The organism is Oxobacter pfennigii, from assembly GCF_001317355.1.
GTDB lineage: Bacteria > Bacillota > Clostridia > Clostridiales > Oxobacteraceae > Oxobacter > Oxobacter pfennigii.
The window spans coordinates 17,176-42,853 of record NZ_LKET01000035.1 but is presented as its reverse complement, the minus strand read 5'-3'; the positions used below and the strand labels follow the sequence as shown (position 1 = coordinate 42,853).

The window sequence follows — 25,678 nt, the reverse complement described above, 5'->3', positions numbered from 1 at the left end:
TATCACAAAGCAGGTGCATATTATTTTTTATTCAAAGCCTTCATATTTTTGTATCAATTATATACCTTGCTACGTAATACTGTAATAAGAGCAATTATTAAAGGAGGAAACATTTTTGCAGGATTTACAGTGGGAATACTGCTATGCTGACATAGGCAGCTCTGCCGACACCAGCTGGACTTGCAGAATAACTTATTTCAGTCCCTTAGGGGTTACATTCAAAGAGCTTCCTGCATTGAAAAAGGGAAAAGCCGATAGCTACAATCCCTATTATAAAATCATAGGAGTCCTAGGTTTGCACGGGTGGGAAGCCACATCCCTTTCCACCTCTCAGCCTAAGAACTTATCGGCTTCGGGCTATTTCAAGAGATTAATCTCTCCCGGAAGAAGAATTGATGACCTCCAGATAATGCTGTAAAAGGAAGGGACTGTTGCGTTTTTAAACACTGCATCCGCTATGCTCTTTATGTTGTTTAAACGCAACAGTCCCTTTGTTATGGCTTATCTTTTGCTCCGGCGATTTTATCTGCCAGCTCATTAAGATAAATCCATCTTTCCATTTTTTCTTCCAGCTCTTTTTCAGCTCCAGCTTTTTGTTCCAAAAGCTTTTGAAGCTCTGTATAATCGCTGGATGCCTGTTCTATCAGCAAATCGATTTCCTGTATTTTTTCTTCCAGGGATTTTAGTTCATCATCTATAACTTCATATTCTCTCTGTTCCTTGAAGGTAAATTTCAAAGGCTTATCCTTTGCCCTCTCCGGTCTTGACTTTTCATTTATGGTTTTATCCCTGTCCGGTTTATTTTCCTTATTATCCTTATCATCCAGCCTATAATCAGAATAATTTCCCGTATACTGGATTATTTGTCCGTCACCTTCAAAAACGAATATTTTCTCAGCCATCCTGTCTAAGAAATATCTGTCATGGGATACTGCAATGACAGCCCCCTTAAAGCTGTCAAGGTAATCCTCAAGAATGGTCAGAGTTTCAATATCCAAATCATTAGTAGGTTCATCAAGAAGCAGCGCATTTGGAGCCTGAGTCAGAATCCTTAAAAGATACAACCTTCTTTTTTCTCCCCCTGATAGCTTGGAAATTGGAGTGTAATGCATTGACGGTGGAAAGAGAAATCGCTCCAGCATCTGGGAGGCATTAATTTTTTCTCTATCTGCCGTTGTTATGATTTCCGCCCCTTCTCTTATATATTCAATTACTCTCAAAGTATAGTCCATTTCAACGTTTTCCTGTGAGAATATCCCGATTCTTACAGTCTCTCCTATTTCCACATTCCCATTATCAGGTAATATGGTACCGTTTAATATATTTAAAAGGGTAGTCTTTCCCATTCCGTTTGAGCCTATGATTCCTATCCTGTCTTCCCTTAAAAGGGTGTAGGTGAAGTTTTTTATAATTAAATTATCCCCGAAGGATTTGCTGATGTTTTGAAGCTCAATTACCTTTCTCCCTAAGCGGCTTCCTGCCACGGATATATCCAACTTGTCATTATTAAGTTCAACATTTTGCCCGCTTAATTCCTCAAAACGCTGTATCCTTGCCTTTTGCTTTGTAGTCCTGGCTTTAGCACCCCTTCTTATCCATTGAAGCTCTTTCCTTAAAATAGACTGTCTCTTTTTTTCGTTGGCTGCTTCAATAGCCTCTCTCTCAAGCTTTTGCTCAATAAAACTCCCATAATTGCCTTCATAGGTATATATATTGCCTCTGTCTATTTCAATTATTTTATTAACCACGCGATCTAAAAAATACCTGTCATGGGTGACCATCAAAAGGGCACCCTTTCTCCTGTTTATATATTGCTCCAGCCACTCTATGGTTTCGTTGTCAAGGTGATTGGTGGGCTCATCCAATACAAGCAACTGAGACGGATTTAATAAAGCTTCAGCAAGGGCAACTCTTTTTTTCTGTCCTCCGGATAGGATGCCTAGCTTTGCGTTGAAATCATAAATACCTAGCTTTGTTAAAACAGTCTTGGCTTCACTTTCAATAGTCCATGTGTCATGGCTATCAGAATTTCCTTTTAGAACCTGTTCCAAGACATTTGAATCGTAATCAAACTCAGGGTTTTGAGGCAGGTATTCTATATTGACTGCATTAGCCTTTACTATCCTTCCGCTGTCAGGTACCTCTACACCTGCTATTATTTTCAGAAATGTAGTCTTCCCTGTACCATTTATTCCTATTACCCCTATTTTATCTCCTTCATTTATACCCAAGCTTACATTATTCAAAAGAATCCTATCTATATAGCTTTTTGAAATACTTTCCGCACTCAGCAAATTCATGGACTTTCCTCACTTTTTTCTTATAAATAATAAGAAATCCAAAACCATATAGCCTGGATTTCTTTAAATTATAACATATATTAATTTTTAAGGAAAATCAACTTACTTATACAAATATATTTTAAACACCTAACCCGTTCATTAATTGTATTATTGCAGATACTAAAAGAACTATGAGCATACTTTGAAAATTGCAACGTATACACGCGTAAAAAGGCCCTGCCAATTGACAGAGCTTTTTCATCTGATTTTAATTTTGATTCAACCTACCGTTCAATAATAAATAGAAAGCAGCACTCTTAAATAAGCGTATATCGCCTGCATTACCGCAGATTATACTTTTGTAAATTGCCCTCCTTCCTTTTTATTTTATACTTATGTCAGTATATTTTACGTCTTCCTTATACCTTGGATAAGCACATGTATTTCCGTCATTACATGGTACCACCGGCAAAGGATTATACTGATTAAAACATCGACGTAACTTAAAGCAGATGTGTATTTTCCACTACAGGGATAATAATGCTCATCGAGGTGTTTTGAAATGGACTTTAAAACTAAAGGTAACTTTACGCACATTCTACATCATGGGGAAGTTATTAATTTGCTTTTTATTCTTTTTTTCGGGATAAAACCTAATCCACCTCATATCCGAACAAAAATACCCGGGCTCAAGAGACGTAAGTATAGCTTGCCCCTTAGGCCTGGGTATTCATCCAAACCTTCGGCAACTGGCTGGCATAGTGTAAAACACTTTAGCCCCTATAGCTTTGCGTCATTAGCTTTCACTAATTATGCCTTTATCGAGTTTTATATCAAGTATTTAAAAATATTATATACCCATAAAAAGGGAAATGCAATATCAAATATACAATATTTTGATATATTCTTTATTTTAATTCAAATTTCGATAAAATTCTGAATGATTGTGAGGATATTTTCGTCGAAATTAAGAAGAAACTGAAAGCACAGATACAACATTAAGATATTATAGGCAAATTGACAGTAAAAATGGTTCCATACCCTACCTTGCTTTCTACACTGATGCTCCCATGATGCTGTTGTATAATTTCATTTGCTATTGAAAGCCCCAAGCCTGTTGATTGGTGTTTTCCGCTTCCGCTTATGCGATAATACCGGTCGAATATTTTATCTATATCCTGAGGTGCTATACCAATACCTGTATCTTCAAAGGATATTACAGCAAAATTTTTTTGCTTTCTTGAAGTAATGTATATATGACCGCTGGCTTTTGTATAATATATGGCATTGAGAAGAAGATTCTGAAATGCCTGCTTAAGACGATATTCATCTCCCCAGGTAATGTAATCGCATTTTAATTCTGTCTTGATGCAAATCCCTTTACTTTCTCCTTCCAGGCTGCAGGCACTTATAATATTCTTAAGCAGGTCTGTTAGAGGAACCTTCTCTGTCTCAAGAATTACCTGCTTATCTTCAAGTTTGGCCATTAAAAATAAATCTTCAACCAGATGTTTTGTGAAATCCAGCCTTTCACTTATTATAGGCAGCTCCTCATTAAGAAGTTCAGGCCGGTTTGCAATTTTTTGAGTGCTTCCCTGTATAACAAACAAGGGAGTGCGCAGATCATGAAAAATATTCATCATAAAATTATGCCGCCGTTTATGCTGCTCTTCTAAAGCTTTAGTACCTTCCAAAACCTTTTTATCCAAATTGTGATTTATTTGTTCTAATTCTTTTGCAAGAACTTCAGCTTCAGTAAATTTTTCTGCAAAAAGCCTATTAATTAATAACATGCAGCAAAAAGCAAAAGGGAGGTTAAAAAGCTTTGAATACTGCATGGACCTCAATAGAAAACTTACATCTATCCTTATAAGGTAAGGCAGGGCCATTACCATACGCATTCCCTGGCTTATGGCATGTCCGGACAGTACTAACCATGCTCCCTTCCGCTTGTTTGCACAGGCATATATGAGAGCTCCTATAGAGAATATAAATAAACTGTAATTGCAAATTTCACTGTGCAATATGGGAAAGATAGTTTCCAAAACAGACCATACCACCAAAACACCGACTACCCCCCATTTGCTGAGAAGTATATTAAAATACCTTGGAAGATTGATGTCAAACATTTTAAAGCATATGACAATATTCAGTATAGTGCACCAGTTATAAGCGTAATATCGTATTAATTTAAAACCTGAACCGATAAATAAGGGAAGAGCGCTCCATAAAGTAAGTGCACCTGCATAAATCGCAAACCATAACAAATACTTTTCGGTTTTTTTCAGCCGATAAAGAGAGATTCCATATATAGACATCAAGAACGTTATCCCCAGATTGAATGCAAATACCATATCATAGGCTGATAATGCGGCTGAAGCACCTGATGTGGTTGTTAAGTATACCGGCGTATGTCGGGGATTAATATTGGTATTAAAGACCACTCTTACTTTGTTATCTTTAAACCAATCCGGATTTATCAACACTCTTGAAAAAGATGAGGATACCTTATTAAGAATGGTTCCGTTTATCGAGATGTCTGATGGCAATTTAGCATAGATAAGCTCTAATTGCTGTTCTTCATTTTCCCTGACCAAATCAATGAAAAAAGTATGGTTATTTGAATCCCAGTGATAATCGGCAAGAGAATATATATTGTTTTCATTATCAGGATATGTCTCACCATGGTTCAAAACACCAAAAGCGTTATTTATTTTTATAAATATAATAAATGTCAGGCTGCATATAAGCAAAAACACCGCTATTGCTTTTAAATAATGTCTTTTCATATTTACTCCCTTTCTTTACTTATTTAATCATAACCATGTTTTTTTGGCCATGTCAAGGAACTATAAATGGTATTGCTAAAAATATAACAATTAAGTTAATATTATATTAGGAGGGAGAGAGATGACGAAAGTTCTTTTAATTGAAGATGACATACTGGTAGCAAAGGTAATTTTATATTATCTTGAGCAGGAAGAGACCTACGAAGTTGTGTGGGTTAAAACCGGAGGCGAAGCCTTCGCAAGTGCAAGGGATAAGTATGATATTATATTGCTGGATATTTTGCTTCCGGATGTAAACGGCGTAGATCTTTGTTCCAAACTAAAAGAGTGGCATGATTGTCCTATTATTTTTATTTCCTGTCTTGATAACAGCAATACGATAGTTCAAGCCTTAGAATGCGGAGGTGATGACTTTATAGTAAAGCCTTTTGATAATAAGGTCCTCGAAGCAAGAATCAAAGCAAACTTAAGAAGGGCAAGCAAGGTACCGCATAAGGCTAAGAATGTTTTAGAATGTATGGGTTTTAAACTGGATGCAAATCGGCATATCATTATTAAATCCCAGGAAGAGCTGAAATTATCTTCAACTGAGTTCAGAATTTTGTCTTTTTTGATGCAAAACCCTGAAAAATATTATACTCCCAAGGAATTATATTTTAAAGTATGGGGAGAAAAAAGCTGGGGCGATGCCCGGACTGTTATTGTCCATATACACAATATAAGAAATAAAATTGAAGAAGACCCTAATAACCCCAGATTCTTGAAAATGGAATGGGGCCAGGGATATTATTTTGATCCTCAAGGAAAACAAATTAATTAAATATTAATTTTAATAATTTAAATATTAAGATTTCTTAATCGCTTAAACTGCTCACTTACATTTTACCGGATTTTTATACAAAAAATCCGGTAATTATTTCTATACATCTATATTTTATATAAATAAGTGCAAAAGTCCTGATTAAATATTAATAAGTTTTTAATCATTAACCTGTTAAAAATATGCTAGTATTTATACAGCAAATTCCTATTCACTGATTTTGTTTGAAATTTTTTACAGCTTTTTAATTAATATTTTTGCAGTTATGAATATATTTTAGAAAGAGACTTAAAATCCTCACAATTTTCTTTATCAGCAGCTATAGATACAGGTTGTCCATTATCCTCAACTGCTGCACAAAATACTACTTTTATTTCACGTCTTTTAGCTTTATTTTTATAATGGTTACAGTATCTCTAAGTTTTTTAAGTCCTTCGGGCGCTCCGTGGTTTTGCTCGCTTATCTATCTTATGTGACTTAATTTCCAGCCATTTAGTTTCTCTGAGATTTTATATATTAAACTTTGCATACTTTATGAAATTATCTTTTGTCTATTAATTCCGGAAAAGTACACTATAGCTAAAAACAGTATAGCTTTACTAACATTGAAGCATCTATACAGCCAATAAGTTATCAGTGGCAAGATTGGCCGATACCTTTATCTACTTGGTATGAGGCTGATCTGTATAGATTTGATGATTATCTTTAGGGGGAGGTGGAAGTATAAAATTAATATTTGTTGTTATAGGCCTAATTCAAATATTTTAACGAGGAGGTAATTGTAATGATAGACTTAAAGGCATTAACAGCGTCGGTGGGAGAATTGGATGAAGAAAAGGTAATGGAGGTATTAAGAGGTTTCGTATCCACAAACCCTTCAGAAGAGGATGCACAGAAAGTTGTTGCAGCATGCCAGAGCGGTATGGCAATAGTTGGCGATCTTTATGAAAAAGGCGAATATTTCGTAGGAGACCTTATCTTCGCAGGGGAGCTTTTAACAAGCGCCATAAATACATTAAAGCCGGTACTTGGAACCGGCAGCAGTGCTAGCGTTGGTTCAATAGTCCTTGGAACCGTTGCAGGAGACCTGCACGATATAGGTAAGAACATATTCAAAAGTATGTCGGAAGCAGCAGGTTTTGTTGTCTATGATCTTGGCATAGACCAGCCTGCGGGAGCATTTGTAGAGAAGGTTAAGGAAATTAATCCTGTTGTAGTCGGGATGAGCGGTGTATTGACTCTTGCCCTTGAAGCCATGAAGGATACCGTAGATGCCCTTAAGGAAGCAGGTCTTCGGGACAGCGTAAAGATAATCATAGGAGGAAATCCTGTAACCAAGGAAGCCTGTGAGCAGATAGGCGCTGATGCATTCACAACCAATGCTGCAGAAGGAGTAAAAATATGCCAGGGATGGGTCAAGTAGAATTTTAAGGAGGTTTGAATATGAACGCACAAGAATTAAAACAATACCGCACCAAGCTTTTTACAGATGTATATTCAGGCATTATACCTGAAAGGTTCCCTGTAATAGACGGCATAAGCATTGACTATATTATACAATATGGCAATACTGATATAATGAAAGCTCAATATTCCTTCACCAAGGAATCAGTACTTAATATGTATGAAAAAATAATGGATATTTTAAGAGGCGACATGTTTCCTTCTGCTCATGCCAGGAATCCCGTCGCCTTGATGTTCCAGCAGTCAAGGACTATGACCATGGGTTCAAACGGGTTTATACAGCATCCTGAAACTTCAAACATGGAAGCTGATGAATATGACGAGTTTATAGAAAATCCATTTGATTTCCTGTGTGAAAAAGTCCTGCCCCGCCAAAACCCCGGATTTGATACAGACCCTATCACAAGAAGCCTTGCATTTGCAAAATATGTGCTTGCATCAATGGATTTTGGCAGGATTGTTGCTGAAGTCGGCAGGGAGTTATCAGAAAAATACGGTTTCTTTGCATCTCCTGCCGGTTCGGCTATAGGCCAGTCGGTTCCCTTCGACTTTTTAGCTGATATGAACCGCGGCTTCACAAAAATTCCCATGGATATTAAGAGGCAGCCCCAAAAGGTTGTTGATGCCTGCGAGGCACTGGTGCCCTATTTAGTGTGGAAAGGGATGAATCCTGTAACATCATTATTGGGAAATAACATGATTATGACCCACATGGCACCATTTCTGAGCACAAAGGACTTTGAGAAGTTCTATTGGCCAACCTTCCTTAAGATTTGCCACATATGTGCAGAAAGAGGCCAGGCAATGCAGATTTTCTGTGAAAGCGACTGGACCCGCTTTGTTGATCATATGCAGGACCTTCCGCAAGGAACACGGCTCTGGATGGAATACGGCGACCCGCAGAAATTTAAAGATAAACTCGGTAAGAAGATGGTCCTTGAGGGATTCTATCCATTGACACTCCTTAAGAATGGAACAAAGCAGCAGTGCATTGATAAGGCTAAAGAGCTTATAGATATACTTGCACCTGGTGGAAATTTCATATTTAGGTTTGACAAGAGTGCATTATCATTAAACGATTTGAATACTGAAAATTATATAGCTACCTTGGAATATGTACTTGAGAACTCCAAGTATGATAATGCCGGAGAACTTGTTACTACTGCCAAAACGGAAGACTCCATCGTTAAATACTCACACCTGTATCCTGAGTTCAAATCAAAATACATTGTATCATTTGATGAGTTTAAGAAGGTATACCCGCCGGTGGATGACAGAATTGAGCCGCTTATGCGGTCAGCTTATAACAAATATACAAATATGGTCCTTCCTTTTATGTAATTCAATAAGCTTAATAAATTTTAAAAAGACATGAGCTTGATTTAATTTGCTTAAATTCCTATCAGCGGATAAAAATAATTTGCTTGAACAAATGAGGAAATGGAGAGATGCACTTTTTAAGGAAGAGTGATTATTAGTTTAGTCCGTCAATATAAAAAGGGAGGAATTCAAGTGGCAGAATTAAAGATAAGCAGCCAAAATGATGAACAATCATCATGGTATGGCTGGATAGTAGCTGTATTATGCCTGTCGACCTTTGCGGTTTCATTTGCAGCACGTCAGTTATGGTCCGCATCCATAGCCAGTGCATCTCCTGAGTTGGGAATTTCCATGGCTCAGGCCGGCGGACTTGTATCGGCATTTTACGTAGGGAATGTTTCCGGAGGTTTTTTTGCGGGAGTTTTTATTGATAACTTCGGGCCAAGAAAGTGCTTGTCTATATCGGGAATAATAATTGCAATCTGCATGTTTTTAGTATCATTAACACATTCTTATACAGTGATTTTCTTGTTAATGGTTTTGGCAGGCCTTGCCAGTTCACCAGTATATTCGGGTACCGTAAAGATGAATTTAGGGTGGTTTACAGATAAAGTGCGGGGGACAGCTATGGGGTTCATCATGACAGGACCTGCTGTGGGCGGGCTCATAGTTAATGCGTTTTACGCCCCTTTTATTAAAAATCATGGCTGGAGGAATGCATATGTATTGGCCGCAGCAGCTTGCCTGGTTGTTGGGGTTATAGTCTTCTTTATGGCAAAAGAAAAAGGAATTGCTCTTGCTAACAAGACAGGCAAGAAAAAAACCTCCGAGGAAAGGGCTGTAAATATGAAGGGTACCTTAAAAGTGCTCTTTTCCGGTCAATTCTTTCTTGGGACAATTGTTCAGTTCCTGGGCATTAATGCAGGTACAGGATATACTACATGGGCTATAGTATATTTTATGAAAGTCAGAAATTTTTCATTGACGCAAGCGGGAGGAATCCTTGCTGCTGCAGGCGTAGTGACAATATTTTCAACCACATTGTGCGGTATGCTTTCTGATTTATTGAAATCACGCCGGAATCTTGCAATGGTAGGCTATACTATTCAGGCTGTATGCATCGTAGTTCTTGCCATTGCTCCCGATGTCAGGCTGCTTTGGGCAACTGTGCTCGTACGGGGATTAACAGGCGGACTGGGCGGTAATTCCAACAATGTCATGCAGGCTGAAAGAGCAAAGGGGCCTTATGTCGGTACTGTAATGGGTATGTACAATGCCTTATGTCAATTAGGTTCCGTGATAGCTCCGGTACTTTTTGGAATTGTTCTCGATATAACGGGAAGCTACTTTGTAATTTTAATGTCAATTGCTGCTTTGTATTTCACACAAGCTATATGTACATTCTTCCTTAAAGAGACATTGCAGGTTGCTAAGCAAGCAAGCTGAAAAATCATATTATTTTGATTCAAAAGAGAAACAGGTTAATTAGAAATTAATTAAAATTATTTGATTATTAAGGTTTCTTAATCCTTTAAATGGCTTCATTGGCTTTTTAAGGGATTTTTTATGCAAAATATTCTGAAATTATTTTTAGACCTTAATGTATTTTACAGCTAAGCACTAAAACCCAGGTTAAATATTAATAAGTATTTAATCATTTATTTGCCGAAGGTATGTTAATATTTAAACAAAGTTTGCATAAAATGAAAGGAGGCGCTTATTAATGAAACTTTTAAACAAGCTAACATCATTCTTTCTTATCCTATGCTTTGTTCTTGCTTTTTCAGGCTGTGGAGGTACAAACAAAGAATCAGAAAAATACACTCCTGGAACATACAAAGCTGCTGTAAAAGGCTTTAATGGAGATGTAACTGTAACAATTACTGTTGATGCTGACAAAATAACCAATGTCTCAGTTGAAGGACCAAAGGAAACTCCTAATATTGGTGGACAGGCAGTTAAAGAGCTGTCAGAAAATATTATTTCAAAACAGTCAGCGGAAATAGATATAGTTTCAGGGGCAACCACAACAAGCAATGCTGCAATAGAAGCGGCAAAAACCGCTCTTGCAGAAGCAAAGGCTGAAGTAAAATAATGAACAGCAGCAAAAGATATCATTTAATAAATTTTAAATATGAGGAGGAGAAAAATGAAAAGATTTATTTCCATGTTATTATGCATTTGCATACTTATTGCAATTGCAGGGTGCACTGACAGCAAAAATGGACAAGGAGAAAATAAAGACAAAAACGAAATAGTAAACCCCATTAACGGCAATTTCGAAGGTACTGCAAATGGTATGCAGGGACCGATAACTGTAAGCATAACTGTTAAAGACAGTAAAATCACAGCCATTGAGTTTAAAAAGAACTCAGAAACTCCAAATGTTGCGGTAGTAGCAGTTGAACGTATACCCAAACAGATAATCGAGCATCAAAGCTTATCTGTGGACACTGTAACCGGAGCAACTTTAGCCAGCTATGGCATTATCAATGCCGTTGCCAATGCTGCCAAAGCTGCCGGTTTGGATGTTGATGCACTAAAGGCAAATAAGGTAACAGCTCAGCCTAAGGAACCTCAAACATGGGATACAGATGTTCTGGTAATGGGAGGCGGAGGTGCCGGCCTGTCAGCAGCAATCAACGCCGCTGAACAAGGCGCCAAAGTTATTCTTATTGAAAAAGGTTCCGTGTTAGGCGGAAATACTATGATGGCAGGAGCAGCATATAATGCTGTTGATCCCGGAGCACAAAGCGTAATGATATTGACTAAATCCCAAAAGGCTACAATGGATGGATATCTTGCCCTTGATCCGGCTGATCCCAAGCTTAAATTTGACGTTTATCCCGAATGGCAAGAAGTATTGACAGAGCTTAAAGCTGATATCAAAGCATTTTATGCAAAAAATGCCGGTAAGGAAGCCGGAGTTGATATGCCGGGTTTTGACTCAGTATCACTGCATATGTGGCATGTTTATACCGGAGGCCTTCGTCAATTAACTGACGGTACATGGATTGCTCCAAGCATTGTGCTTGCAAGAAAGTTTGCCAACAGCGCTCTTGATTCTTTCGTATGGATGGGAGAAGCCGGCCTTAATTCATCTTATGGCGCTGATGCAAAATACGGCGGCGCTCCCGGATTGGGTACCGTTCTTGGTGCTATGTGGCCAAGGACCCACAGCTTCATGTCAGGCGCTGAACGCATTCCTCAACTTGAAAAAGTCGCAAAGGAAAAAGGCGTTAAAATATATACCGAAACCAGAGGTACCGAGCTTTTGACAGATGCATCAGGAAAGGTAGTTGGTGCAAAAGCCGAGCAGGCAGACGGCACAAATATCACTGTCAATACAGCTAAAGGCGTTGTCCTTGCTACAGGCGGATACAGCGCAAATGCGGCAATGGTCAAAAAGTATGATAAATATTGGGGAAAAGACCTGTCAGATACAACATTATCAACAAACATGGGCACTAACGAAGGCGATGGAATTATAATGGCAGAAACGATAGGAGCAGAGCTAACGGGTATGGAAGTTGCTCAGATGATGCCTTCTTCATCTCCCATCAAAGGAACCATGACTGACGGTATCTGGGCAGATGCTTCAGAACAGATTTGGATTGACGGCAAGGGAAACAGGTTTGTAAATGAATATGCAGAACGTGATGTACTTGCTAAAACTTCACTGGCTCTTGAAGATGGTATTTTCTATATTATCTATGCAGGCAGAGGAGATGCTAATAAGCCTGAACAGCTTATAAAAGGCACCAAATATGATGAACGTGTGGCTGCCATGGTTGAAGGCGGTCATATATGGTACGGCAATACCCTTGCCGAATTAGCAGAAGCTACTAAAAAACCGGCTGCCGGTGTTGCTCCCGCATTTACCGAAGAACAACTGCGCGCTACAATTGAAAAATACAACAGCTATGTAGCAGCTCAAAAAGATGATGACTTTGGAAAGGAAGTTATATCCGGAGCTATAGATCTTGATTATATAGATTCTGATGATGAAGTTGGAATTTGTATAAGCCCCAGAAAATCTTCATTGCATCATACAATGGGCGGTGTTGTTATCGATACCGAAGCTCATGTTATAAACAAGGACGGCAAAATCATTCCCGGTTTATGGGCAGCCGGAGAAGTCACAGGCGGACTCCATGCCGGCAACAGGCTGGGCGGAAATGCTATAGCTGATATATTTACCTTTGGACGTATTGCCGGAATAAATGCAGCAACCGGAAAATAAGAACCCCACCCGCTATAGCAATCTTTGATTGCTAACGGGTCCCGGGACCTATGTTTGTTCAATAATAAATTGAATTTTTCTCATAATTGATTACAAAAAAATTTACAAAAGGAGAACATCTTACCCTTCAGATGTTCTCCTTTTTGTGAAAAGAATAGAGCCGACTGAGTGCCTCAATTTACATCTTTGCAGGCGGATTATTGGCTTACAATTGATATAAAATATTAAGATTCAAGAGCTTAGAAGACATAGTTAAAATCCCAATACCTTTAAAATAAAGGACGGACAATAATTGTTTTAAAATTTCAAACAATCATCACCCGTCCTCTTGCATTTTATTCACTCTTTTCAGTATAACGCTTTTTTATTTCATCCTCAGTATATTTAATTATTCTGGTACGTATATCCAGATAGGTTTCCATTTCTTCTTTAGAAAATTGAAAAAATATACTGGCCTCTATACTGCTCATCTCATCTACCAATTTATTTGCCAGTTCCAGGCCTTCCGGTGTCAGCCTGATATAAATACGGCGCCTATCTACAGGGTGGGGCATCCTTTCTACAAGATTGCGCTCCTGCAAGTCGTCTGCCATATTAGTTACAGACTGTCTTAAAATAGTTAGATTATCAGCAATTACAGAAGGCTCAAGACCATCCGGGAATCTTCTAAGTAGTCTGATGGCACGGTATTCAATATAGCTGACACCGTGATATTTCATCATTTCATTAAACCAGAAATTCATCTGAATGTTAATTGCAGATTGACTATCTAAAGTTTCCATTACTTTTTTATATAATTGTGTATACACCCCGGTAGATTTTTCATCATTCGCTACTTTTGCATTATCCATATGCCATACATCACCCGCCTAGTCTGCTTAAATATTCAAAGCATAATAATATAATAGTTATTACGGTTTATTATCCATGTATTGATAATAATAGAATTATTATACGCAGGCATTTACTTTTTGTCAATTTCAGCTCTACTCAGGTGGATGGTCAAAGCCTGATATTAACCGTACAGCATATAACCGGTTTCATTTTTTCACCTTTCTCTACCATTGTACGTATTTTCCTAAACCGGCCTCCTGGTGAGCCTTCTTCGCGAGTTCGGTATATAATCCATATTCATGCTCAACACAACATTCCATGTAGGATGGATCAGTTTTGGGGTGGCGTGGCAGCGGTACATCCTGCTCGACCAGGATATCCTGTACTTTTTTAATGTTCACGTTACGAACAGTAGTGCCATCTGCAACTGCTACAGCGGCAGCCACACCGGCAGCCTGGCCGGTACCGACACACTGGGGTATAAGGTTCAGCCAGTCAATTGCAACATCATCAGATGACAGGTGACGGCCGGGGCACAGCATGTTCTCCACTGCCTGAGGAAGAATTGCACGGTAAGGAATTTCTACCGGACCGCAGTCATTAATCTGGCAGATGGTAGAGTGCCATGCGATGACGTCATCGAAATGACTTGCAAATGCCCAATCTTTAGCCGTCATTATATATTCGCCTTTCAAACGGCGGCTGCAGCGCAAACCGGTCTGGGGTGCAATATCATACAAGAAGGCATTCCGGAAGGCAACAGGTACCGCTTCTCTTAAATATTCCAGTACGTCCCTCATTGTATCACGTGTCTTGATTTCAGTGTCTGTGAGGTCTGCTATTTTAGTACAGTCCTTATCTGCATGCCAGTTGTTAATCCAGCATATATCGTTCTGGTTTGAAGCTATGGGCATCGCCCTAAAGCCTGCAATCTTGGCGAGGGTTTCCCTGAGTTTGGCCGTCAAATCCGGCCGGATACGTTTCCATTCTTCAAACTGATCCCAGTTAATGCCTCCTATTCGCCATACTAATGCTGTTGTACTGGAACGTGATTGTCCATCGGACAGGCTGGCATAAGGTGCTCCCGACTGGCTGAATAAGTCTCCATCGCCTGTGGCGTCTATGACTATCTTTGCCAGGATTGCCTTGCGTCCTTCCTTGCTTTCAAAGATAACTCCTTTTATATCATTTCCCTCCATAATGGGCTTTGTACCCCAGCTGTGATAGCATACCCTTATGGAGTCTTTTTCTTCAAGCAGCATTTTATCCATTTCTATTTTAAGCTGGTTTGGCTCAAAGTACACAGCACGAACCAGGCGGTGGGGTGCACTGCGGCTTACACAGTCGTGGATAGCCTTCCATGCATCTACAAGTATGGGGTCCTCACTGCCTATTTCATTTAACCTTGGCGCTCTTACGGCATTTGGAATATTTTCCAAGCGGGTGAACCATTCCTCTTGAATGCCCCGGACAAAGGACTTATCATACCAGGACAAATCCGGCACCATGATGACATATCCCCCGGTGGCATCGCCGCCCATATAACCATAACGCTCCATGATGACGATGTTTTTAGCACCTGCACGTGCTGCAGCAATTGCTGCTGAATGCCCAGCTGCACCGCCTCCGACAATCAGTATATCCGCCTCATCATATACAGGAATATTATTTTGAGTTTCAACTATCATCTTGGTCATTGTGCAATTCTCCTTTAATAAAAAATTTTTTAAGCAGCTTTATTTTGCTAATTATAAATAAACAACCCGGCCCCAAACATCACCTCCTCCTCGTAAAGGAATAAAACCTGATTAATTAAAAATTTTTACATTAACAATCCTGAGAAAGACTTTTAAACTTACGAAATATTATTTCTAAGATAACTTGTACACTGTTTGTACGCTATTCAGATAGGCATTATGCAAAATATATATTATTATAAATATATTTATAATAAAAAAATTTATTATATAAGCATATTATAATAGCAGCATATTCTTGTCAATAATTCTATAGCTCATATTCTCCACATATTGATTTTCAATTCAACCGCCAGCTACGTAAAGTTAATGCAATTAAAGAAATACAAGTTTTTTTTAATTTTATGAAACTTTTTTGAAAAAATTTCCTCTCTATATATCAGGAGAGTTGAATATTATAACGGAATGGGGGGTAATACGTATATTAAGCAAATTAGGCTTTCCTTAAAAATTCATAAAATGCAAAGGAGGCAAAATTATGAAGAAAAAGAGATTTTCAATTATAATTATATCTTCTATATCAATAAGTTTATTATTATCTATCGCAGCATATGCAATAACGCTTACGACCAAAACAGTAAGTATGAACGCAAGCAGTTCATCTATAAAATACTTTGAAACAACAGGTTACGATACTACATTAGCTGCTATAATGGTGCGTAATTATATAACAGTGGATGGAGATAAATTTTCTGACTGGACTAAGGAAGTATCCAATACACGCACTTGTGACGATAGCCGTACATGGCCAAGCGATCCAGGCTTTTTAGGCTGTGAATTTGTTGGAAAAGTTTCAAGGTACTACAAAGTTAACTCTGGTGATAGAGATATGACTTTTTCCGCTTCACAACAAGATTCTGATATTTTATAAAAAGGAGTGAGAAAAATGAGAGCAAAAAAAGCAATCACTTTGTTAGTAACTGTAATAATTATTGTAGGTATCCCAAGCACAGTGTTTTATGCAAGAAATAAAAATAAACTTGCTTATGAGAATAAAACCTATAAATCAGAAGATCATAATCAGCGTGCTATAAAGGTAGAAGAAAAGCTTAATGATGCATATGAAGATATTATAAAGACACATAAAATTGATGATTCACAATATACTCCGTTCATTTATACGTCTTCTACTTGTGATGATTTTGTCAACGGAAAATACGAAGCATTCTCCGCTGGTGAAAAATTAAATGCCATAGCTGTCCTTGTAGATGATGTAGCTATGAAAGCTCCAGCAGGCTCAACAGTTCCAACTATACTTGTTAGTAAGGACATGGATGACGTCATGGTATGCTATAAAGATAGTGATAGGACAAATGTAGTATATAAAGCTGTAAAAAATGATAATAATTGGGATATAACTATGGCGACAGCAAAAGGGAAGCCCAAAATGAAGATAGATAAATAAGACACAAAATTGATAAAAAGGAGGGCATCTGACAGTTAAGATGCTCTCCTTTTTATGTTGCCCAATTTAAAATTACTCTTTTGAAACCTTAGCCCAGGAATCCTTCAAGCCTACTATACGGTTAAATACAGGCCTTTCATTTGAGAAATCCCTGAAATCTGCACAGAAATATCCTATCCTCAGGAACTGATAACGGCCTTTGGAGTCAGCATTTTTAAGACTGGGTTCTAATTTACAGTCGGTTAAAACTTCAAGGGAATCAGGATTCAAATTATCCTTGTAATCCATACCCTCTTTTTCTTCTCCCGGATTGGGTACGGTAAACAGGCTTTCATAAAGCCTTACTTCGGCGTTTATACCATGCTTTGCAGATACCCAGTGAAGAGTACCTTTCACTTTTCGCCCGTCAGGAGCATTTCCGCCTCTTGTGGCAGGATCATAACTCACGTGAAGCTCAATTATCTCGCCTGTTTTTTCATCCTTTACCACGCTTTCGCATTTTATAAAGTAAGCGTGTTTGAGCCTTACCTCATTTCCCGGAGACAGGCGGAAGAATTTTTTAGGGGGATCTTCCATGAAATCATCCCGTTCAATATAAATGACTTTTGAGAAGGGCACCATTCTGCTTCCCGCATTTGGGTCCTCAGGATTGTTTTCCGCTGCAAACTCCTCTTCATAATCATCGGGATAGTTGTCTATTATGACCTTCAACGGCCTCAATACCGCCATAACTCTTGTTGCCCTCTTGTTTAAATCTTCCCTTATGCAGTGTTCAAGAAGGCCGATATCTACTGTGCTATCGGCTTTTGCCACACCTATTCTGGAACAGAAATCCCTGATGGCTTCAGGTGTATATCCCCTTCTCCTTAAACCGGATATGGTAGGCATTCTTGGGTCATCCCATCCTCTTACATAGCCTCCCTTTACAAGTTCAAGGAGCTTTCTTTTGCTTGTAATGGTGTAATTTAAATTAAGCCTTGCAAATTCTATTTGCTTTGGAGCACTTTTTAAATTCAGTTCATTCAAGCACCAGTCATATAAAGGACGGTGGTCTTCAAATTCCAGAGTACAGATTGAATGAGTGATGCCTTCAATGTAGTCCGACAATGGATGGGCATAGTCATACATGGGATAAATGCACCATTTATCTTTAGTCCTGTGATGAGTAGCCCTCAAAATGCGGTATAAAACCGGATCTCTCATATTCAAATTAGGAGAGGCCATATCTATTTTAGCCCTTAAAACCTTTGAACCGTCGGGAAATTCTCCGTTTCTCATCCTGGTGAACAAGTCAATATTTTCTTCAATGCTGCGGTCTCTATAGGGGCTGTTTTTTCCCGGTTCAGTCAAGGTGCCTCTGTACTGCCTTATTTCTTCGGAACTTAGGTCGCATACGTAAGCCTTGCCGTTTTTTATCAATTCTACGGCATAGTCATATAATTGTTCAAAATAATCAGATGCATAAAACATCCTGTCTTCCCAGTCAAAACCCAGCCAACGGACATCTTCCATTATGGATTCCACATATTCCGTATCTTCTTTGCTGGGGTTGGTATCATCAAACCTCAAATTGGTCTTTCCTTTGTTTTGAGCTGCAATTCCAAAATTCAGGCATATGGATTTTGCATGGCCTACATGAAGGTAACCATTGGGCTCCGGGGGGAATCTGGTATGGACACGTCCTCCGTATGTGTTTTCTTCCATGTCCTTATCGATTATATCCTGTATAAAATTTGATAGTAATTTCTCCTCGCCTTCTTCCTTTCCGGCAGGAGCATCATTACCGGCGTCCATATTTTTGCTCATGGTCATATACCTCCTAGCTTTATATAGTATAGTTTTTCCATTTATTTTAATTTATAGTATAAAAAAGTTGCTACGCAACTTACCGAAGGGATCTATGCCTCCCTTTTAAAGCACCCTCCTTGACGGCAAGGACGTCCCGTCCTTTGCATCCTCGTTTTTTATATACCAGGAAAGAGAACTTACCTAGTATATAAAAAAACCTTTCATCCTTATTTAGGACGAAAGGTTAATCTTCCGCGGTACCACCTAATTTGGCTGATAAAAGCCCCCTTGAGTCTATGCATTTTGCACAGCTTCTCTATATCGGGAGAACACCGCCAAGCCTACTCGAAAGATTTCACCTTCTTTTTTCGACCGGAGCTCAGAAGCCTGTTCGGCAAGTCAGCCATACCGGATTTCCAGCACACCGGCTCTCTTTAATGGCAAAAAATCCCTACTACTCTCCATCATAGCCTGAATTTATATTATTGATATATTATTATATTATTACAGTTATAAGAATGTCAAGCTTCATGCTATAAAAAATGCTTAAAATTTCTAAATCCTCGAATGAAAAGTTAAATGAAATTATTTTATGGCTTTTTGAACTCTGACAGTCTTTCCTTTTACGGTCGTATATTGAAGGGCTTCAAGAACTAAATCACCTTTTCCGTTTAATATGTCAATGTACGAAAGATTATCCCTCAAATCTATTATCCCTACATCTTCAACTTTAACACCATCTATACTCGTGATTGCACCTACGATGTCACCGGTTCTGATTTTCTTGCTCTTTCCTGCATTTATATAAATTTTGGTTATGTCTTTACTAAGCATGCTGCCCTTATCAGCCCTAATTTTCTGCGTATATTTAGTATTGGCATTAAATGCTTTTTTACCCTTTTCTGCTTCTTCAATTGAAGGAATCTCCTTATACTGAATTTCACTGCCTATATATCCTTCTATTTTATGCAGCATATCAACTTCATCAGGGCATACAAAGGTAATGGCCTTCCCTTTTTTGCCCTTTCGCCCCGTTCTGCCTATCCTGTGTACATAGCTTTCATCCTCAAGAGGTATATCATAATTTATGATATGGGTAATATCCTCAATATCTAACCCTCTGGCAGCAATATCTGTGGCTGCTAAAAACCTGTATTCACCTTTTTTGAAGCTCTGCATTTTATGAAGTCTTTCATTTTGAAGCATCCCTCCATGAATGGCATTACAGGAATATCCCCTGTTTTTCAATTCTTTATAAAGCATGTCGGTATTTTCTTTAGTCCTGCAGAATATAATTGAGCTTTCAGGATTCTCAATATAAAATATCCTGTTCAATAAATCAAACTTATCGTCTTCACTGACTTTATACCACTGCTGCTCAATGCCTTCCGGTATTTCAACATCATGATTTATCTCTATACTTACAGGTTTATGCATATATTTATCACATAAATACCTGACTTTATCGGGCAGGGTTGCAGAAAACAGCAACGTTATTCTTTCTTTTGGAATCAGGCTTATAATTGTCTCTATCTGGCCTATGAAACCCATATTAAGCATTTTATCCGCTTCATCTATAATCAGATATTTTATGCTGCCGGTAATTATATTCCCGCGCTCTATGTGGTCTATAACCCTTCCCGGTGTACCTGCTATGATATGTACTCTCTGCTTAAGCTCCCTGGTTTGCTCATCATAAGGCTGTTTGCCAAAAACTGCGGCGCATCTTATTCTTTTTAACCTGCCTATATTTGATATATCTTCTTTAACTTGCACACATAACTCTCTTGTAGGCGTAAGTATTAAGGCCTGAGGGTCCTTAAACTCTGTCTTTATTTTCTCACATACCGGTATTCCAAAGGAGGCGGTTTTCCCGCTGCCGGTCTGAGATCTGACGATTACATCCCTGCCTTCAAGCACTTGAGGTATTACTTGCACCTGAACCTTTGTGGGTTCTTTATATTCAAGTTTTCTCAGGGATTCCAGTATTTCCGGGCTCAGCCCATAGTATTTAAAGCTTTTTTCATCCATATAACTTAACCTCGTAAAAATTTATAGATAATAATTAAAAATCAATCTTTATAAAGATATACTTGAAATATCTTTGCTATATTATAATACACAATTTTCAACAATAATAATCTAAGAGCAGGCTATGTTCTGCCTGCTCTTAGATTATACTACATATACATACTTTCTACAGTTTTTTGTATATCCTCATTTTCAAGATATTCATCATAGGTCATTTGCCTGTCAACTATTCCTTTAGGAGTTATTTCTATAATCCTGTTTGCAATGGTCTGAATAAACTGGTGGTCATGGGATACAAAAAACACCGTTCCGCTGAAATTTATAAGGCCGTTATTAACAGCTGTTATGGATTCCAAATCCAAATGGTTTGTCGGCTCATCTAAAAGCAGTACATTAGCGCCGGAGAGCATCATTTTTGACAGCATACACCTTACTTTTTCTCCTCCGGATAAAACCTTTGCTTCTTTTAATGCTTCTTCCCCCGAAAAAAGCATCCTGCCCAAAAATCCTCTTATGAATGTCTCAGCTTTTTCAGTAGAGTACTGGCGAAGCCAATCCACTAGGTTTAATTCCACATTGTTGAAATACTCGGAATTATCCTTGGGAAAATAGGATTGGGATGTTGTGATTCCCCATTTGTAGCTGCCGCTATCAGCTTCCATTTCTCCCATTAATATTTTAAAGAGAGTGGTTTTAGCTATTTCATCGGGTCCAACAAATGCAATTTTATCTCCTTTGTTTACTGTGAAGCTCACATTATCCAGTATCTTTTTACCGTCAATTACTTTGCTTAAGCTTTCCACTGTCAGAAGGTCGTTACCTGCTTCCCTGTCGGGTTTGAAACCTACAAAGGGATATTTTCTTGAAGAAGGCTGTATATCATCAAGGGTAAGCTTTTCCAATAATTTTTTACGGGAGGTAGCCTGCTTGGATTTTGAGGCATTGGCACTGAACCTGGCTATAAATTCCTGCAAATCCTTTATTTTATCTTCTTTTTTCTTATTTTCATCCTTCAGCATCTGAAGTGCTAATTGGCTTGACTGATACCAGAAATCATAGTTACCTGTATATAATTTTATTTTCCCAAAGTCAATGTCCGCCATATGGGTACATACCTTGTTTAAAAAATGCCTGTCGTGGGAAACTACAATTACTGTGCTTTCAAAATCCAGCAAAAAATCCTCCAGCCATTTTACTGATTTTATATCCAAATGGTTGGTAGGCTCGTCTAGAAGCAGTATGTCCGGATGTCCGAAGAGGGCCTGGGCCAGCATTACCTTAACCTTTTCGGCACCGCTTAACTCCTTCATAAGTCTCCCGTGAAGCTCTTCTTTTATTCCTAATCCCATAAGCAGTGATGCGGCCTCCGCTTCTGCTTCCCAGCCGTTTAACTCCGCAAACTCCCCTTCAAGCTCTGATGCCCTTATTCCATCCTCATCTGTAAAATCAGGCTTAGCATACAGTGCATCCTTTTCTTCCATTATTTCAAACAATCTTGCATGCCCCATTATCACTGTCTTTAACACATCAAATTCATCATATTGGAAGTGGTCTTGCTTTAAAACCGCCAGCCTCTCCCCGGGAGTTATGGCCACTTCTCCCGTATTTGCTTCTATTTCTCCAGAAAGTATCTTTAAAAAAGTGGATTTCCCAGCGCCATTTGCGCCTATTAATCCATAGCAGTTTCCATGAGTAAACTTTATATTTACATCCTCAAATAATTTGCGTCCGCCGTATCTTAAACTTATATTGCTTGTACTAATCAAATCTTCTACCATCCTTTATTTAATGTTATGAGACACCCTCAATAATATATCACTAATTAATTGATGCCGCCTTTTATTTGTTGAGGGATATCCCCCTTATCTTCCCAACCTACTCAGCCGCGCTCGCATAAGTTGGGGGCATTCCGCTAATGTAAGGTGACACTCCTAAAGGAATGTCACCTTTCCTTTAAAGCTTATCGCTTTTTTCAATTAGTTGCCTTTAGAATAACTATATGATTATACGAATCTATAAAACTACCTGTAAATTATAACATAGCAATATATATTTATCCACAGTATAAAAAAGTTGCTGCGCAACTTACCTGAGGGACCTATGCCCCCTTCGGCGTAAAAATGCCAATGTGTTTTTACTGAGCACCCCCACTTGACGGCAATGACGTCCCGTCCTTTGCAATTCTCGTTTTTTATATAATGGGAAAGAGAACTTTCGATTATATAAAAAATCCCTTTACCATAAGATAAAGGGATTTGAAGGCTTGAGATGGCTAGATTTCTGCTGCTGCTCTTTCGTCACCGCAAATTTGACCGTCCATGATTCTTATTATGCGGCGGGCTTTTGAGGCCACGTTCATATCATGGGTTATGAGTATTATTGTAGAACCTTCATTATTGAGTTTTAAAAGGGTATCCAAGACTTCCTTTCCGGATTTGCTGTCTAAGGCTCCCGTAGGTTCGTCTGCCAGCATAATAGGAGGAGTACCGGCTATTGCCCGGGCAATAGCCACCCTTTGCTGCTGACCGCCGGATAACTCACTGGGCTTGTGGTGTATTCTATCCTCCAAACCTACAGCTCTAAGGGCATTTATGGACTGTTCCAGCCTCTCCCTGGCGGGAGTCCCCCTGTATATGAGGGGCAGCTCAACATTTTCCAGGGCATTTAATTTTGATAACAGGTTAAAGCCCTGAAATATAAAGCCTATCTTTTGATTTCTTATATCCGCAAGCTGACTATCATTTAGTTTTGATACATTTACTCCGTCTAATATATATTCCCCTCTGGTGGGCACATCAAGACAGCCTATCATATTCATGAGAGTGGATTTACCGGAGCCTGAAGGCCCTATAATAGCCACAAATTCCCCTTTTCCCACCTCAAAGCTTACATCTTTAAGTGCCGCCACCTCTATGCTTCCGGTGTTATAAATTTTGCTTAAATTGCTAATTTTAATCATAAACTATAATCCTCCTGCATTTTATGTTTCTGCAGTGTATAGGTTTTCGTGTGAATTTAATTTCTCAGTATGATAACATCCGCTGTATCGCTGCTGCTTGAGGTTTTATTGAGATAAAGGGTAACCCTTTTATCTTTGTTTGATGCTATTTCTCCAATATTGCTTAATATATATTTTCCTGACCTGTCTCTTACATACACCTGAAGATTATTGCTTAGATAATAAGTTTCTCCGTCTGCCTTTATTCTATTTGAATCGATGGCATTTATTGCAGCGTCTGTTTTTACCGGCCTTTGCACATCAACAATTGAGGTTACGGTATCATTTGACATTCTGACCCTTACCACATCTCTGGCTTCAGCTTTTTGCTTTGATGAGCGGAAAGTGTAATTATATTCTTTTCCATCTATCAAAAGGGTGTATTGTGTGGATACTACCTCTTCAACCTCGGTATCCCCCTCCTGTCTCATTTCAGTCTGGAATGTCACATCCGTTACAATAGCTTTCTTATATTGATCATATAATACGTCCTCAACCAGTATAAGATTTATATCATTGAATTCTCCCGATTTTCCCAGATGAAGAATCTGTCCATCGTCAATTGTGCCATTTGGCATATCCGACCATTTGATAACAGAAACCTCTACATCCTCATCTTTTTTTACATCGTTCAAATCCGATATAAGGTTGAAGATAGCCGCCTTAGGCGATACATAATCACCGTCTACCTTCCTTGTATCCTTTTGAATCACGCATTCACCCGGCTCTTTATATTTAACACTCTTTAACACTGCCCTGTCACCGGACACTTCATATTCAACAAGCTGTCCCTTCAAGCTTGCATAATTTGATTGGGTATTATAGGTTCTTATATTGCCGTCTACCGTCATCATTTTAGCAGTGTAGTATAGTCCATCCACACTTGTATTTACTACAAAGGCATATTTTCCATTTTCCTGGCTGTCAAAATTCCAGAAGTTTACCACTTTGCCGTCATAGCCTAAGTATGCGGTAACATAATCATTGACGCTGTAGGATGTGTAGTCCGTACTGGCTCTTGCAAACTGATAATCCGTTCCGTCAATCTGAACAGCGGTTGGTGATATATTGGTTATGACTCCCGAAACGGAGTTATCCACAACGAGTATGTACCTTTTGCTGCCCCATATATCCGTTACCTCGTATACGACTTCATTTTCATTTATATCGGCAATATCAATCAGCTGCCCGTTTCTTATTATTTTGGGATTTCCGCTTAAATCAATAGCTCCTATTCTTTTGCTTTCAGCATTGAAATTAGTTACAATTTCAGGCTGACTGTATACAGGGTTGCTTATTTGCCCGTATATATTGCTTTCTGCCGTGACTCCCGATACTTCACCGAAAGTCTTATCTGAATCTTTTACTTTTGCATCTAAAAGCCGGTCATACATCACTGCCGCTGCCCACCTTGGAAGACTTTGAGATGCATTTAAATCAATCCCGCTGACCAAGCCCACTTCTGCCGCCTTCAGCATGTAGTTTTTAGGCCACATGCCTGTAAGGTCTGCATCCTCATAGCCTAGCGCCTTTACCATTATAGTGCAGGCCTGTGCAAAGCTTATTGACCCTTCGGGATGAAATCTTCCGTCTAAAAGCCCCGTCATGGTTTTCTTTGTTAAAACAGTATTTACATAGCCGCTTAATTCACTTCCCGGCGTCACATCGGGAAATATTGTGACTCCTCTTAAAGATACTGCCGAGTACTCTAATCCCGAAGCCTTGACAATGGACTTTGCAAACTCTTCTCTCGACACTATGCTTGATGAACTACCTGCCTCAAGTTCATTTGAATCCATAATTCCCAAGCTCTCAAGCCTTGTTATGGAACTTTTGTACAGCTCATCTTGTGTAAAAGACGCCGCCTTGGTCACTGTAAAGCTTAAAAGAAGCATGGCCATTAAGACTACACTCGCTATATATTTCTTAACTTTCATTGCACTCCCT

18 protein-coding genes, 1 riboswitch and 1 other annotated feature are annotated in these 25,678 nt (G+C 38.8%); of the genes, 9 read left to right on the top strand and 9 right to left on the bottom strand.

Features of this window, described 5'->3' with window-relative positions; translation table 11 throughout:
* Positions 1–115 precede the first annotated feature (115 nt).
* Positions 116–418: a hypothetical protein gene (locus OXPF_RS12970; RefSeq protein WP_054875652.1), complete on the top strand. Its 303-nt coding sequence runs from the start codon at positions 116–118 to the stop codon at positions 416–418.
* A 76-nt stretch (positions 419–494) separates the two neighbouring features.
* Here the strand turns inward: OXPF_RS12970 and OXPF_RS12965 are convergent, their stop codons facing one another.
* Positions 495–2,300, bottom strand: coding sequence for an ABC-F family ATP-binding cassette domain-containing protein (locus OXPF_RS12965; RefSeq protein WP_054875651.1), 1,806 nt, complete (start codon positions 2,298–2,300; stop codon positions 495–497).
* A 723-nt stretch (positions 2,301–3,023) separates the two neighbouring features.
* Positions 3,024–3,109, bottom strand: a riboswitch (cyclic di-GMP riboswitch).
* 171 nt (positions 3,110–3,280) lie between these two features.
* Positions 3,281–5,071 (bottom strand): sensor histidine kinase, encoded by a 1,791-nt coding sequence (locus tag OXPF_RS12955; protein ID WP_054875649.1) that lies wholly within the window; start codon positions 5,069–5,071, stop codon positions 3,281–3,283.
* Positions 5,072–5,192: 121 nt separating this feature from the next.
* Here OXPF_RS12955 and OXPF_RS12950 point away from each other — a divergent pair, with 121 nt between their 5' ends.
* The 6 genes from OXPF_RS12950 (at position 5,193) to OXPF_RS12925 (ending at position 12,918) form a co-directional block, all read left to right on the top strand.
* Entirely contained in the window at positions 5,193–5,891 is a 699-nt protein-coding gene (locus OXPF_RS12950; protein ID WP_054875648.1) for a response regulator transcription factor, read from the top strand.
* 784 nt (positions 5,892–6,675) lie between these two features.
* On the top strand, positions 6,676–7,314 hold the full coding sequence (locus OXPF_RS12945; protein WP_054875647.1) for a cobalamin B12-binding domain-containing protein: 639 nt from the start codon (positions 6,676–6,678) through the stop codon (positions 7,312–7,314).
* Between the two features lie 20 nt (positions 7,315–7,334).
* Entirely contained in the window at positions 7,335–8,696 is a 1,362-nt protein-coding gene (locus tag OXPF_RS12940) for a uroporphyrinogen decarboxylase/cobalamine-independent methonine synthase family protein (protein WP_054875646.1), read from the top strand.
* Between the two features lie 171 nt (positions 8,697–8,867).
* Positions 8,868–10,121, top strand: a complete 1,254-nt coding sequence (locus OXPF_RS12935) for an MFS transporter (protein WP_054875645.1) — start codon at positions 8,868–8,870, stop codon at positions 10,119–10,121.
* 277 nt (positions 10,122–10,398) lie between these two features.
* Positions 10,399–10,770, top strand: a complete 372-nt coding sequence (locus OXPF_RS12930) for an FMN-binding protein (RefSeq protein ID WP_054875644.1) — start codon at positions 10,399–10,401, stop codon at positions 10,768–10,770.
* Between the two features lie 54 nt (positions 10,771–10,824).
* Complete coding sequence (locus OXPF_RS12925) at positions 10,825–12,918, top strand: FAD-dependent oxidoreductase (RefSeq protein ID WP_054875643.1); 2,094 nt, start codon at positions 10,825–10,827, stop codon at positions 12,916–12,918.
* A 335-nt stretch (positions 12,919–13,253) separates the two neighbouring features.
* Here OXPF_RS12925 and OXPF_RS12920 read toward each other — a convergent pair whose 3' ends face one another.
* Entirely contained in the window at positions 13,254–13,769 is a 516-nt protein-coding gene (locus OXPF_RS12920) for a MarR family winged helix-turn-helix transcriptional regulator (protein WP_054875642.1), read from the bottom strand.
* A 207-nt stretch (positions 13,770–13,976) separates the two neighbouring features.
* Positions 13,977–15,449 carry an FAD-dependent oxidoreductase gene (locus OXPF_RS12915; RefSeq protein ID WP_054875641.1) on the bottom strand — a complete coding sequence of 491 codons (1,473 nt, stop codon included), beginning with the start codon at positions 15,447–15,449 and terminating at the stop codon, positions 13,977–13,979.
* A gap of 538 nt (positions 15,450–15,987) precedes the next feature.
* Here OXPF_RS12915 and OXPF_RS12910 point away from each other — a divergent pair.
* Positions 15,988–16,380 carry a hypothetical protein gene (locus OXPF_RS12910; RefSeq protein WP_054875640.1) on the top strand — a complete coding sequence of 131 codons (393 nt, stop codon included), beginning with the start codon at positions 15,988–15,990 and terminating at the stop codon, positions 16,378–16,380.
* Between the two features lie 15 nt (positions 16,381–16,395).
* Positions 16,396–16,914 (top strand): hypothetical protein, encoded by a 519-nt coding sequence (locus OXPF_RS12905; RefSeq protein ID WP_054875639.1) that lies wholly within the window; start codon positions 16,396–16,398, stop codon positions 16,912–16,914.
* A 72-nt stretch (positions 16,915–16,986) separates the two neighbouring features.
* On the opposite strand, the gene OXPF_RS12900 is transcribed toward OXPF_RS12905, so the two are convergent.
* The 5 genes from OXPF_RS12900 to OXPF_RS12880 form a co-directional block, all read right to left on the bottom strand.
* A complete protein-coding gene (locus OXPF_RS12900; protein WP_054875723.1) occupies positions 16,987–18,708 on the bottom strand; it encodes a glutamine--tRNA ligase/YqeY domain fusion protein in 1,722 nt (573 codons plus the stop codon).
* Positions 18,709–18,931: 223 nt separating this feature from the next.
* Positions 18,932–19,179, bottom strand: a binding site (T-box leader).
* 108 nt (positions 19,180–19,287) lie between these two features.
* Positions 19,288–20,733: a DEAD/DEAH box helicase gene (locus OXPF_RS12895; RefSeq protein ID WP_054875638.1), complete on the bottom strand. Its 1,446-nt coding sequence runs from the start codon at positions 20,731–20,733 to the stop codon at positions 19,288–19,290.
* 149 nt (positions 20,734–20,882) lie between these two features.
* Positions 20,883–22,499 carry an ABC-F family ATP-binding cassette domain-containing protein gene (locus OXPF_RS12890; RefSeq protein ID WP_054875637.1) on the bottom strand — a complete coding sequence of 539 codons (1,617 nt, stop codon included), beginning with the start codon at positions 22,497–22,499 and terminating at the stop codon, positions 20,883–20,885.
* 506 nt (positions 22,500–23,005) lie between these two features.
* Entirely contained in the window at positions 23,006–23,692 is a 687-nt protein-coding gene (locus OXPF_RS12885; protein WP_054875636.1) for an ABC transporter ATP-binding protein, read from the bottom strand.
* A gap of 56 nt (positions 23,693–23,748) precedes the next feature.
* Positions 23,749–25,668, bottom strand: coding sequence for an S-layer homology domain-containing protein (locus tag OXPF_RS12880; protein WP_054875635.1), 1,920 nt, complete (start codon positions 25,666–25,668; stop codon positions 23,749–23,751).
* Positions 25,669–25,678: the final 10 nt, after the last annotated feature.

Bases quoted from the DNA above. Each gene is read 5' to 3' on its own strand.
- OXPF_RS12965 (WP_054875651.1), bottom strand. From the start codon at position 2,300: ATGAATTTGCTGAGTGCGGAAAGTATTTCAAAAAGCTATATAGATAGG.
- OXPF_RS12955 (WP_054875649.1), bottom strand. From the start codon at position 5,071: ATGAAAAGACATTATTTAAAAGCAATAGCGGTGTTTTTGCTTATATGC.
- OXPF_RS12950 (WP_054875648.1), top strand. From the start codon at position 5,193: ATGACGAAAGTTCTTTTAATTGAAGATGACATACTGGTAGCAAAGGTA.
- OXPF_RS12945 (WP_054875647.1), top strand. From the start codon at position 6,676: ATGATAGACTTAAAGGCATTAACAGCGTCGGTGGGAGAATTGGATGAA.
- OXPF_RS12940 (WP_054875646.1), top strand. From the start codon at position 7,335: ATGAACGCACAAGAATTAAAACAATACCGCACCAAGCTTTTTACAGAT.
- OXPF_RS12930 (WP_054875644.1), top strand. From the start codon at position 10,399: ATGAAACTTTTAAACAAGCTAACATCATTCTTTCTTATCCTATGCTTT.
- OXPF_RS12925 (WP_054875643.1), top strand. From the start codon at position 10,825: ATGAAAAGATTTATTTCCATGTTATTATGCATTTGCATACTTATTGCA.
- OXPF_RS12920 (WP_054875642.1), bottom strand. From the start codon at position 13,769: ATGGATAATGCAAAAGTAGCGAATGATGAAAAATCTACCGGGGTGTAT.
- OXPF_RS12915 (WP_054875641.1), bottom strand. From the start codon at position 15,449: ATGACCAAGATGATAGTTGAAACTCAAAATAATATTCCTGTATATGAT.
- OXPF_RS12910 (WP_054875640.1), top strand. From the start codon at position 15,988: ATGAAGAAAAAGAGATTTTCAATTATAATTATATCTTCTATATCAATA.
- OXPF_RS12905 (WP_054875639.1), top strand. From the start codon at position 16,396: ATGAGAGCAAAAAAAGCAATCACTTTGTTAGTAACTGTAATAATTATT.
- OXPF_RS12900 (WP_054875723.1), bottom strand. From the start codon at position 18,708: ATGGACGCCGGTAATGATGCTCCTGCCGGAAAGGAAGAAGGCGAGGAG.
- OXPF_RS12895 (WP_054875638.1), bottom strand. From the start codon at position 20,733: ATGGATGAAAAAAGCTTTAAATACTATGGGCTGAGCCCGGAAATACTG.
- OXPF_RS12885 (WP_054875636.1), bottom strand. From the start codon at position 23,692: ATGATTAAAATTAGCAATTTAAGCAAAATTTATAACACCGGAAGCATA.
- OXPF_RS12880 (WP_054875635.1), bottom strand. From the start codon at position 25,668: ATGAAAGTTAAGAAATATATAGCGAGTGTAGTCTTAATGGCCATGCTT.